We start from the raw sequence: 12047 nt of genomic DNA on the forward strand, positions 1-12047 counted from the left end.
TGGCTATTGCAATCATTATTACATGCAAAATACGAACCTCAAGCTACAAAACTTTCGGAATCACATAGAGACTACTGTAGAATGGGCACCGCACATGAATGTGATTATTGGTCAGAACGGGGCGGGTAAAACCAATCTCATAGATGCACTGCACTACTTGTGCATGAGTCGAAGTTTTGTATCAAGCAGTGATCGGTATGTGGTCAATAAGGATGCCTCTTTTTTTATGATTAAAGGGCATTTTAAAGGAAGAATTCGTTCAAGTTTTGATGTCGGCTGTTCCTATTCGCGTGGGAAGGGAAAAAAGATTTTTGTGAACGAAAGTCCGCTGGATCGCCTTTCTGACTTAATTGGCATGGTGCCGGTGGTAGTACTTTCGCCAGCAGACAAAAAGCTTACCAGTGAGGGACCTAAACAGCGTCGTTCGTTTATAGACTCATTTATCAGTCAGATATCACCTGGTTATCTGCAAGATTTGCTCGATTTTCGCAAGGCGCGTAAACAGCGTAACAAATTACTTAAAGAGTTTCGGGGCAGCCGAGAAGTCCTTCAGGCCTACCTGGAGCCGTGGAATGTACAGCTGGCCGAATATGGTTCACGGATTGTTGCCAAACGGACAGAAGTGCTGAATGTCTTTCAGAGTTATTTAGCGAGTGAATATGAGGAAATTTCCGGGATGTGTCATAAACCGGATCTCGAATATCAAACATTCTGTGAGCCAAGTGAAGATGAAGAACTTATTCGAGAGCGGTATATGGCGACTCTTGATGAAGAGGAAGATCATGAAATTGAGCGAGAGGTAACACTGATAGGTCCACATCGCGATGAGATTGTATTTTATTTGGATGATTTTGAGCTTCGTAATTTTGGGTCTCAGGGACAGCACCGGTTATTTGCTTTAGCTTTAAAACTGGCCCAGCTTTTGTATTTTTCTGATGAACTTGATGATTTACCTATTTTTCTGCTGGATGACGTCTTTGGTGATCTGGATGCACAGCGGACCGAAGTTCTGTTAAATGCACTGATTGATCATGCAGGACAAACTTTTGTTACTGCTGCAAACCCTATTCCGTTTGATAATTATTTAACATTTGATGGCAAAAAAAATCGTAAGTTTGAAGTAGAAGATGGAAATATAACACTCATTAATTAAGATAATCTGATTTGGGAAGATTTCGATCAAATAGCCCAAAACCACTGAAGGATGCTCTGAAGGAGTTTTTGGATAACTATCCCCATCGCAAGCGTATGAAGCGGGGAATGATTTTATCGTTGTGGAATGAAACGGTGGGAAAGCGTATTGCGGAACAAACAGAAAACGTTCATTTTGAGCATGGGAATTTAGTTGTTCATGTTAAAAATCCTGCATGGCGTCAAGAAATCCATATGAAGCGGTTTAGCATTGCCAAACGATTAAATGAGAAGGTTGAAGAGAAAATTATTAAAGAAATAGTTGTGCGTTCATAGTGACTATTGGCGTCTGTAAATATTACAGCAAAATGAGTCTATTAAGATAAACAGTACTATGTCAGTTATTGATAACATAAAAGAAAAGCTTATTGCAGGGTGGCAAACCCTGACAGTCAAATCTGATGAGGATCGTATAGCTGATGTAGGTCGTGAGCGATTTATTGTTTTTTTCGTAGCTTTGGTACTGGCATTTTTTCTTTGGCTGATGGTGAATTTGAGCCGGGAGTTTAACCTGACTGTTGATCTTCCGATAACACTGGCTGGTATGCCCGAAGACCGCGCCTTGGTTGAGAATCTTCCTTCCCATGCTAAGGCAAACGTATCGGCTGAAGGGTGGAAGCTTATCAATTTATACAATAACCCTCCGGTGATAAATATTGATGTGAGAGACAAAGAAGTTAACCTCTATGACCAGGTTCAAAAGCAGATGAACAGCCTGCCGGAAATAAGCGTGCAAAAGGTGCAGCCGCTAATTTTAACCGTTGAATTGGAAGAACGTATTTCGAAAAAAGTCCCTGTAAAGTCTCGTATTGCAACCCAGTTCGACAATCAATATGATTTTGTGGAGCCTCCAGTTATCACACCGGATAGCATTACTTTGAATGGAGCTCGTTCGTTGGTTAGCGATATTGAAATGTGGCAAACCGATTCTATCACCATTGATGATATCAGTAGTGATATATCAAAGTTGATAGAGTTGGAGGAGCCGGGAAATTTAATTAGTCTTTCGCAATATGAAGTGCGCTATGAGGGGAAGGTAGCACAATTTACGGAGGGAGAGGTACAGGTCAAAGTAAGTTCCAGGGGTATGCCATCTGGCCAACAAATTTCGTTTAGCCCTTCTATGGTTACGGTAAAATACGATGTGCCGCTGGATGAATATTCAACTGTTCAGCAGCAGCACTCTTTTGAAGCTTATGTGACCTACAGTCAGGTACTAAATAATCCATCGGGATTTGTGAGCCCACAAATATCATTTACTGAGAGTAATAATCATATCAAGATAAGTTCAATAACACCTCGCAGCGTAGCCTATTTTAAAAAGCTGGATACCGGTCAGTAAAGCCACTTTCTGGTTTGGCAAGCTAAGCTACTTCATCAAGCTTATCCTTAAAAGGGGCAATAATCTGTTCTACTGATTTTGTATCTTCAAAATAAGAGAGAATTTTCAGAATGACCTCATCGACCAGTACATCAGGACATGAGGCTCCCGAGGTGATGGCTACCGTTACAGGCTCTTGCTGAGGCAGCCAATCCTTTGTTGTTTTTAGTTCTTTATCCCACTGATTAAAATGCTGGATATTTGACGGTGATTCTATTTCTTCGGCATCTCGCACATGATAAGTTGGGAATGCCTCTTCCAAAATTTCTACCAGGTGCATGGTGTTCGACGAGTTATATCCGCCTACAACAATAGATAAATCAGCATTTGATTCGGCTAATGCCAGCGTGGCTGACTGATTTTCGTTAGTGGCATAGCAGAGTGTGTCAGAGGTATCTGCAAAGTGGTCGAGGATTTCAGCTTCACCATACTTTTCAATGGCTGCTTCTTTTAGAATATTCATTACCTCTTCGGTTTCGGTGGCAAGCATTGTTGTTTGGTTGATAACGCCAAACTGTTTCATATCCTCATGGGGATCAAATCCTTCTGTGCTTTTATGTCCAAAATGTTCTTCAAAATCAGTTTTGGGTCGATCTCCGGTAAGAATGTCTGCCAATATTTGAGCTTCATCTGTGTTAAGAACGACCACACACTCTGAGTGATCAGCGCTGTGCGAAAAGGTGGCCCGTGTTTCTTCATGACGGTGTTTGCCGTGAATCACTAATGAATATCCTTTTTTACCCAGCTGTTTGCCACGCTTCCAGACCTTCTCTACAAAGGGACAGGTGGTGTTGTATTCATAGGGATCAATCCCTTGTTTTTTGAGCTTTTGCTGTATTTCAATAGTCGTGCCAAAAGCAGGGACAATGACAATATCATCTTCATTGAGTGATTCAATAGGGATGAGTTCCGAGCCGTCTGTCTCAAATAGAAATTCAACTCCACGGTCCAGCAGGTCTTCATTAACAGTAGGATTGTGAATCATTTCGCTAAGCAGATAAACATTCTTATCGGGATGCTGCTCAACCGTTTTATATGCGATGTCTATGGCATTTTCTACGCCATAGCAAAAACCAAAATGCCGGGGAATAAGAAAGCGAACGGGTCCAAAGTCGAGTACAGTGGGGTCCAGATCTTTCTTGCGCGGATCCATCACCTTATTCGCATCCTTGACCTTGCGAATAATTGGAGATTGATAAATTTCAGGTATGTCGAATTTCTTACGTCCCATATCAAAAAAGTGGTTTTATATTTAGCCCGTAAATATACGGAGCTTAGGGCGAAACATCAGCATTAATAACAATGGGAAGCAGTAAATCGATCAATGGAAGGGAGGGGCAAAAAACGATCGAAAGCCAATATTATAGATCGAATTATACTTCGGCTACTTCATCGAGTTTAACGCCCACAAGTTGACTGACGCCTGTTTCGGGCATGGTAACACCGTACATCATTTCAGCTTTGCTCATGGTTTTCTTGTTGTGGGTAATGATGATGAACTGAGTATCTTCGCTAAACTGTTTAATCATCGCCGAAAAGCGTTCAATATTGGCATCATCGAGCGGAGCATCCACCTCGTCAAGCACACAAAAGGGCGACGGCTTTACCAAGTAGATGGCAAATAACAGGGCAATAGCCGTAAGCGTTTTTTCGCCGCCCGAAAGTTGGTTAATGGTAGAGGGACGCTTGCCCTTGGGATTGGCCTCAATTTCGATGGTTGCATCCAGCGGATCTTCGGCCTCCTCGTCAATTACAAGGTCACAGTAGTCATCGTCATTAAAGAGGGTGTGAAATACTTTTTGAAAGTTCACTCGGATTTTTTCAAAGGTTTTATCAAACCGCTCGGTTGCCGTTTTGTTGATCTCTTCAATAGTTTCGCGCAACTCTTCGGCTGCTTGTCGTAGATCCCCAACCTGTTCCTCATAAAAGTCCAGGCGTTCCTTTTCTTCTTCATATTCTTCAATTGCCAGTGGGTTAACATCGCCGATCTTGTTAAGCTTCTGCTTAAGCCAGCCGATACGTTCTTTAGCTTCATCGGGTTCGGTATCTTCAGGCAGTTCTTCTTCTACCTGGTCCATGAGTACACCATAGGTTTCCCAGATGTGGTCAGAGAGATTTTCGATCTGCATCTCGTACTTTTCCTTCGACATCGCCAAGTGATGTACAAGCTCCATATTTACCTCTTTGCGGCGGCGCACCTCCTTGAGTTCTTTTTCTATTTCATTAATGCGCCCGCGCTGCTTGCCGGCAGATTCTTCAGCCTGTTCAAGTTTTTGATCTGCTTTCTTTTTCTGTTCTTTTAATGATTCGAGCTTGTCTTCGAGCTGGTCAATATTAGATTTATGCTTTTCGATCGACTCTTTGGCTTCTTCAGTTTTTTGTGACCGAATTTTTAGCCGCTTCTTGAGATTCTTTATGCCTTCTTCTGCCCGCTGGATGTCGCGCTCATGATTTTCAACTTTATTTTTCAGATCCTGATGCTTCAGCTGTGCGTCATTGTACCGTTCTTGTGCAATTGATCGCTCTTCTTCGAGCTCCTTTAGTACCTGCTTCTTCTCTTCCTGCTGTTCGTGCAGGTTTTTCAGCTTTTGTTGCAGTTCTTCTTGCTTGGGATCCAGTTTGGCTAGTTCTTCTTGCGATTGATTTTCATTACTGTTTAGATCATTTTGCCGGTTTTTCAGTTCAGCAATATTTTTCTCGTAGATTTCAATTTTTTGATCAAAACTACTGATCTTGCTTTCAATGTTGCGTAATTTTTGCTGTCGATCCTCCAGCTTTTGCTCAGCAGCATTTATATCGATAGACTGATATTGTTCCTGAACATTTTGTAGTTCATTTTTAGAATCTTCAATATCAGTTGTAATTGATTCTGCCTTCTCCTGCAGTGTTTCAATTTTGTCTTGTAGCCCTACTCGGATACCGGCATTTTTATTTTGGCTTCCACTTTTTAGAAACTGATTGGGGCTAATCACTTCACCATCAAACGTAACGCCTACCACATCGTTATCCGCAACAGCTGAGAATGCCTTATCTATGGAGTTAAACACCTTAACATTACCCAGCAAAAGCTCAGTCAGCGGCTTAAACTGAGATTTAGAATCAACTGCACTCACCAGCGATCCAGAAATGGTTTCATAGCTGCTGGCAAGCCTATCAAGGGGGATAAGTGTGGCCTGCCCCATATCATTCTCCTTTAACAATTCAGCTGCTCTATGGGCATTTTCAAGTGTTTCAACGACTACGTAATTTAGTGCATCACCAAGTGCAGCCTCCAGGGCTACGGCATGTTCTTGATCTGTTGAAAGTAAATTCGAAACTACATCAAGCAGAGAAAATTGTTCTGCGTGTTCTTCAAGCAAAAACTGAACACTTGAAGGGAAAGCTTCTTTAGAATCAGCAATATTACGAAGAAGGTCGATTTCAGATTCTACAGAGTCCAAATTACTTTTTTGACTCCGAATTTGGTCCTTAAGCTCGTTTTCTTTTTCAGAAAGTTCTTTGCGTTTGCTACGTTTTTTTTCCAGAGTTTTTTGTTGTTCATCCCGTTTAGATTCAGCCTCATCACGTTTCTGAGCTAGTTTCTTTTTCTCTCCCTGAAAGATGGAAATTTCTTCTTTGAGGTCTTTAACTTCCTGCCGAATACGTTTTATTTCGCCTTCGGTATTTTCCAGCTGTGATTCGATTTTTATGCGTTTTGTTTGCAGCTCATTGAGATCTTCGTTTGCCTGCGAAAAAGCCTCTTCCAGATTAGTTAGTTCGTTATTTTTTTCAGAATATTTTTGCTGAATTTCAGAATAACGCTCCTTTGATTCTTTAAGATTTTGTTTCGCTTTTTGAAGGTCACCGTCAAAACTATCCAGCTTTTTTTTGCTGTCTTCGAAAGCTTCGCGCAGATCTTTTAAATCTTCTTTGCTTTGCTCAATATCGCTGGTGTACTGCTCAATGACGCTCTTTTTATTGCTTATTTTCTCATTTGTAATCTGCAGATTTGTTTCAGCATCCCGAATTTTCGAGTGGATCTGACCAACACGTCGCTGTGCTTTTGACTGTGCACGTTCTTTCTCATTTAAAATTTTACGAGCAGATTCGGAATCTTCTTCCAGTTTATTAGCTTTTGCCAGTATTTCTTTTTTCTCTTTGTCCGCATTGTCAATACGTTCTTCAAGCGGTTCTAGTTCTTCTTTGACCTGGGTGTATTCGTGCTTATTGAGTGCCTTATCAAGCTGTTCGAGTTCTTTCTTGTATTTCTCAGCTTTTTCAGCTTTTTCAGCTTGTTTTTTAAGGGAGTTTGCCTTTTTCCGAACTTCTACTAAAATATCTTCCACGCGCTGCAGATCTTCCTGCGTCTGATCTAGCTTACGAAAAGTTTTCTTTCGTTTTTCTTTGTAGCTTGTAATGCCGGCGGCTTCCTCAAAAAGTTTTCGCCGGTCATTGTTTTTGTCATTGAGTATTTCCTCAACCATCTTCAGTTCAATTACCGAATAAGCATCCGAACTCATACCGGTATCCATAAAAAGTTCGGTTATATCTTTTAACCGACAGGTAGTACCATTAATCAGGTATTCACTTTCTCCAGATCGGTACAGGCGACGACTAATGGTTACTTCATTATATTCGGTTGGTAGCAATCCCTTGTTGTTAACGAAGGTAAGTGAGGCTTCAGCCATGCCAAGGGCGTTCTTTTTGGCAGTACCGTTAAAGATGACGTTGGCCATACTTGATGAGCGAAGCAGGGTAGGGCGTTGTTCGCCAAGTACCCACCGCATAGCATCAACGATGTTAGATTTGCCACATCCATTGGGTCCAACAATGGCTGTTATACCTTTATCAAAAGATACATTGGTCTTGTTTGCAAAACTCTTAAATCCCTGAAGTTCAAGTTCGGATATATACATTTACGGGATTCGGGTTGCGAATTAGGAATTGCGGGTTACAAATACGTTATGTAGGATCCAAAATCGGTCCATAAGATGTTTTACGGCGACGACTCCAAACTTTTTAGTAGTAAACATAAATCCGTAACCTGCAACTTATAACTCGCTTTTACACTGTCATGATTTCTTCTTCTTTCTTTTCAGACAATTCCTCAATTTCTTCGGTATGCATATCGGTAAGCTGCTGAATTTCCTCTTCTGCTTCATAAAGAGAATCTTCAGGAAGTGATTCGTTCTTAACTTTTTTCTCAACTTCGTTATTGGCATCACGACGAGTATTGCGAACAGAAATTCGTGCCTCTTCTCCTAACTCGTTTACTCGATCTACCAGCTCTTTTCGACGTTCTTCAGACAAAATGGGAAGAGGGATCCGAATAATATTACCGTCATTATTGGGATTTAAGCCCAGTCCTGCTGACATAATTGCTTTTTCAATATCTTCAAGAGCGGATTGGTCAAAAGGTTGTACTGTTAAGAGTCGAGCCTCTGGAGCACTTACGTTTGCAAGCTGATTTAAAGGCGTTCGTGACCCGTAATAATCAACTTTAATATCTTCCAAAATAGATGGTTGAGCCTTTCCGGCACGTATGTGGGAAAGCTCTTTTCGATAGTGTTTGACGGCTTCATCCATCTTTTTGCCGGCAGAAGTAATAATATCTTGTAATGCTGGAGGAATCATAATGTGCAGGGGTTGTTATTAATGCTGTTTATATTTCCGAAACATGATCAGAAAAGAAGTTAAAAAATCTAGGAATCATCCCAAACTACCTTTGATCCTACGGAGGTATTACCCATTAGAACTTTTTTAAGGTTTCCTACTTTATTCATGTCAAAAACAATGATGGGTGTTTCATTTTCTCGACACAAGGTAAAGGCTGTCATATCCATAATATCGAGGCGGCGGCTGAGGACCTCTTCGCCGGGAATAGTCTGAAACTTTTCGGCATCGGGATTTTTTTCTGGATCAGAATCAAAAATGCCATCCACCCGTGTACCCTTAAGAATTACTTCAGCTTCAATTTCTATAGCTCGCAAGGAAGCTGCTGTGTCTGTGGTGAAATAAGGATTACCCGTTCCGGCACCAAAGATAACCACGCGCCCCTTTTCAAGGTGACGAATAGCGCGTCGGCGGATATAGGGTTCAGCAATTTCTTCCATTCGTATAGCCGACATCAAGCGGGTGTGGACGCCCATCCGTTCGAGAGCATCTTGTAGGGCCATGCTGTTAATCATCGTAGCAAGCATGCCCATATAGTCACCCTGTACGCGGTCCATGCCTTCAGTTGCACCTTTTACTCCGCGAAAAATATTACCACCACCTACCACAACGGATGCTTCAAAACCTTCATCATGGATAGATTTTATTTCTTCGGCATACTGAGTAAGAATATCACCATCAATTCCGTGTCCCTGTTCACCTAAGAGTGCTTCACCACTAAGTTTTAATAAAACGCGATCGTAGTCCTGTGCCACTTTATATTTGTTAAAATCTTGAGTTTACTATTTTATCGATCAATAAGCTTGATAAACGATCTCTTAAGCATAAAAAAAAGGCTACCGAATTGGTAGCCTTTTTTAAGAAATGATTTCTTAGGAATCATTACCCAGTTGGAGTCGATGGAAGGACTTGACCAACGGGGTGTCATTTTCGTCCAGATAGTTTTCGACCGTTAAGCTGTTGTCCTTAACAAACTTTTGTTCCAGCAGAACGTTTTGCTCGTAAAACTTGCGAAGTTTACCTTGCGCTGCTTTTTCAGCTATTTCTTCGCTTTTACCTTCATTGAGTAGTTGATCTTTCGCAATTTCGAGCTCTTGTTCTACCACTGAGCTGTCAACGCCGTCACGAGTTACAGCTACAGGATCCATTGCGGCAACCTGCATAGCTATGTTTCGGCCAATTTTTTCATCACTAATAGCATCCTCGAATTCGACAAGTACGCCCAGTTGATTTCCGGGATGGATGTATGAGATATAGTATCCGTCAGTCTCGGCAAAAACTATGCGGCTAATTTTAATTTTTTCACCAATTTTACCAACCATCTCTTTAAGATGTTGCGAAACGCTGAGGCCGTCAATTTCAATATCCATCAGGGCATCAACGGACTCCACCTCGTTTTCGAATACAATATCAATAAATTGCTGCGCGCGATCTTGAAAATCGTCATTGCGGGCAACAAAATCTGTTTCGCAGTTAATTTCGAGTGCGGCTGCTTTTTTACCGTCATCACTTACGCGCGAAACAATAAGTCCTTGGTTGGCTTCGCGATCGGCTCTTTTTTCAGAGAGTTGTTGTCCTTTTTTGCGGAGGATATCCGTAGCTTCTTCAAAATCGCCGTTTGCCTCTTGAAGAGCTTTTTTACAGTCCATCATGCCAGCCCCAGTTTGTTCACGGAGCTTTTTTACGTCTTTTGCAGAAATACTCATAGGTGAGTTACGCTGTTTTAAATTGTTGTGTTAAATATTAAAATGGTGTGTTGCGTTATTATTCTTCCTGATCAGATTGGTCAGAAGAATCCGAACCCCCATTTTCATCGTCCTTATTGCGACGAGAGCGACGCTTGCCGGTAGCTTTCGTTTTGGTTTTTACTTCTTGAGCCTCGGCTTTCTTTACATTTTCAGCAGCCTTTTCCATCATCTTTTCGTCGCTGTGTGATTCGCGTTCAGCATTACCTTCAATAATAGCATCAGCTACTTTTGAGGAAATAAGCTGAATGGTACGAGCAGAATCATCATTGCAGGGAATAATGTAATCCGGTATATCGGGATCACTGTTAGTGTCGACCATTGCAACAATGGGAATATTGAGGTTAACGGCCTCATTAAGAGCAATATTTTCTTTAATAGTATCAACAATAAAGATGGCTCCGGGCAAACGTCCCATGTTGGCAATGCCACCAAGTGTTTGCTCCAGCTTGTCTTGCTCACGTTCGAGCATCAAGGCCTCTTTTTTGGTAAGCTCTTCAAACGTACCGTCGTTACTCATACGCTCAATCTCTTCCATCCGGGAGATACTCTTCTTTACCGTAGAGAAGTTAGTGAGCATACCACCTAACCACCGATGAGTTACATAGGGCATGCCGCATCGAATAGCCTCGGTTTTAATAATGTCTTGTGATTGTTTTTTCGTACCTACAAAAAGGATGGTCTTTCCTGCACGGGCAAGTTTGGTAACTTCTTCCAGTGCTTCTTGGAAAAACTTTTGTGTTTTTTTGAGGTCGATAATATGAATCCCGTTGCGTTCCATGAAGATATATTCCTTCATTTTGGGATTCCATCGCCGGGTCAAGTGTCCAAAGTGGGCGCCCGACTCTAAAAGTTTATCTAAATCAGGTGTAGTTGGCATAAGGTTGATTTATTTTTGAGTTAGTCCTCTATACAGGTCATCCCCGGCGCTAATCAAGCACAGAAATTGTGCTCAACACTCGGCGCACTGAGTTGCTGTATATGTGTGATAATGAAATGTATTGTATTGGAAAAAGAAGGTACGCAGCGCAAATATATTAACGCTTGGAGAACTGGAACTTTTTACGAGCACCAGGTTGTCCATATTTCTTGCGTTCTACCATGCGATCGTCTCGCGTAAGCAAATCATGTGCTTTTAAGACGTCGTGCCACTCTTCATTGTGATCATCAAGAGCGCGTGCGAGAGCATGTTGGATGGCACCGGACTGACCGGTAACACCACCGCCGCGAACGGTTACTTTAATGTCAAACTGATCATTGGATTCGGTCACATCCAGTGGCAAAGAAGCCACATTACGACGTGCCTGTGTTTGAAAATATTCATCCAATGATCGCTTGTTGACTTGAAATTCTCCCGATCCCGGTTGAATATACAGTCGCGCTGTAGAAGTCTTTCTTCTTCCGATGAAATTTTTTTGTTCCATTCGTAATTAAAGCTCGATTTTTTCTGGTTGTTGTGCTTCTTGTTCATGAACCGGACCTGCATAAACACGCATGTTCGTCATCAGTTTGTTGCTAAGTTTATTTTTAGGCAACATGCCATTAACGGCTTTTTGAATAACGATTTCTGGTTTATGCTCCAGCATCTCTTCAGCCGAAGTAAAACTTTCACTGCCAGGATAGCCGGAATAACTAAAATATTCTTTTTGTTTCATCTTCTTGCCACTCAATTTTACCTTGCTGGCATTGATGACTACAACATTATCACCGGTATCCATGTGCGGAGTAAATTCAGGCTTATGCTTGCCTCGCAAAAGCGTTGCTACTTTAGAAGCTACGCGTCCGAGAGCATGGCCTTCGGCATCAACAAGAACCCATTTCTTTTCGATGTCACTCGGTTTAGCGGAGTAGGTCTTGTAACTATTTGTATCCACGATTAGAAATTGTTTAAAATTGTTTTTCTGTGAAGTCTCGAAAAATAGGCTTAATTATTTCCATTTGCAATGGTGAAGGTGTTAAAATTTCAGACCCCTTCATTCAACCGGATTATTGGAATGAGCTGCTATAATTGACTAAAAATCATATTTAAAGACAAAAAACTCTTAAAAATTTTATATCTTTAAGTGTGCTTGCAAAGT

General features: G+C 41.5%; 11 protein-coding genes. 3 read left to right on the forward strand and 8 right to left on the reverse strand.

Translation table 11 applies throughout. The annotated features are described in order from the left end of the window. Positions 1–22 precede the first annotated feature (22 nt). The 3 genes from recF to LX73_RS09005 are packed head-to-tail and all read left to right on the forward strand — an operon-like array spanning position 23 to position 2533. A complete protein-coding gene (gene recF, locus LX73_RS08995) occupies positions 23–1153 on the forward strand; it encodes a DNA replication/repair protein RecF (RefSeq protein WP_148899131.1) in 1131 nt (376 codons plus the stop codon). Between the two features lie 11 nt (positions 1154–1164). Next, positions 1165–1467, forward strand: a complete 303-nt coding sequence (locus LX73_RS09000; RefSeq protein ID WP_148899132.1) for a DciA family protein — start codon at positions 1165–1167, stop codon at positions 1465–1467. A 58-nt stretch (positions 1468–1525) separates the two neighbouring features. Beyond that, positions 1526–2533 (forward strand): CdaR family protein, encoded by a 1008-nt coding sequence (locus LX73_RS09005; protein WP_148899133.1) that lies wholly within the window; start codon positions 1526–1528, stop codon positions 2531–2533. 22 nt (positions 2534–2555) lie between these two features. On the opposite strand, the gene LX73_RS09010 is transcribed toward LX73_RS09005, so the two are convergent. The 8 genes from LX73_RS09010 to rplM all read right to left on the reverse strand — a co-directional run bounded on the left by LX73_RS09010 (position 2556) and on the right by rplM (position 11843). Then, entirely contained in the window at positions 2556–3803 is a 1248-nt protein-coding gene (locus LX73_RS09010; protein ID WP_148899134.1) for a 4-hydroxy-3-methylbut-2-enyl diphosphate reductase, read from the reverse strand. Between the two features lie 142 nt (positions 3804–3945). After that, positions 3946–7467 (reverse strand): chromosome segregation protein SMC, encoded by a 3522-nt coding sequence (smc, locus tag LX73_RS09015; RefSeq protein ID WP_148899135.1) that lies wholly within the window; start codon positions 7465–7467, stop codon positions 3946–3948. Positions 7468–7615: 148 nt separating this feature from the next. Then, entirely contained in the window at positions 7616–8185 is a 570-nt protein-coding gene (frr, locus tag LX73_RS09020) for a ribosome recycling factor (protein ID WP_148899136.1), read from the reverse strand. 68 nt (positions 8186–8253) lie between these two features. Further along, positions 8254–8979, reverse strand: a complete 726-nt coding sequence (gene pyrH / locus LX73_RS09025; RefSeq protein WP_148899137.1) for a UMP kinase — start codon at positions 8977–8979, stop codon at positions 8254–8256. 117 nt (positions 8980–9096) lie between these two features. Further along, on the reverse strand, positions 9097–9930 hold the full coding sequence (gene tsf, locus LX73_RS09030) for a translation elongation factor Ts (protein WP_148899138.1): 834 nt from the start codon (positions 9928–9930) through the stop codon (positions 9097–9099). A gap of 58 nt (positions 9931–9988) precedes the next feature. Beyond that, positions 9989–10849, reverse strand: coding sequence for a 30S ribosomal protein S2 (rpsB, locus tag LX73_RS09035; protein WP_148899139.1), 861 nt, complete (start codon positions 10847–10849; stop codon positions 9989–9991). Between the two features lie 157 nt (positions 10850–11006). Continuing rightward, positions 11007–11393, reverse strand: coding sequence for a 30S ribosomal protein S9 (rpsI, locus tag LX73_RS09040; protein WP_148899140.1), 387 nt, complete (start codon positions 11391–11393; stop codon positions 11007–11009). Positions 11394–11399: 6 nt separating this feature from the next. Beyond that, positions 11400–11843, reverse strand: coding sequence for a 50S ribosomal protein L13 (gene rplM / locus LX73_RS09045; RefSeq protein WP_148899141.1), 444 nt, complete (start codon positions 11841–11843; stop codon positions 11400–11402). Between the last annotated feature and the right edge of the window lie 204 nt (positions 11844–12047).

The sequence above is a fragment of the Fodinibius salinus genome, assembly GCF_008124865.1.
Classification (GTDB): Bacteria; Bacteroidota; Rhodothermia; order Balneolales; family Balneolaceae; genus Fodinibius; species Fodinibius salinus.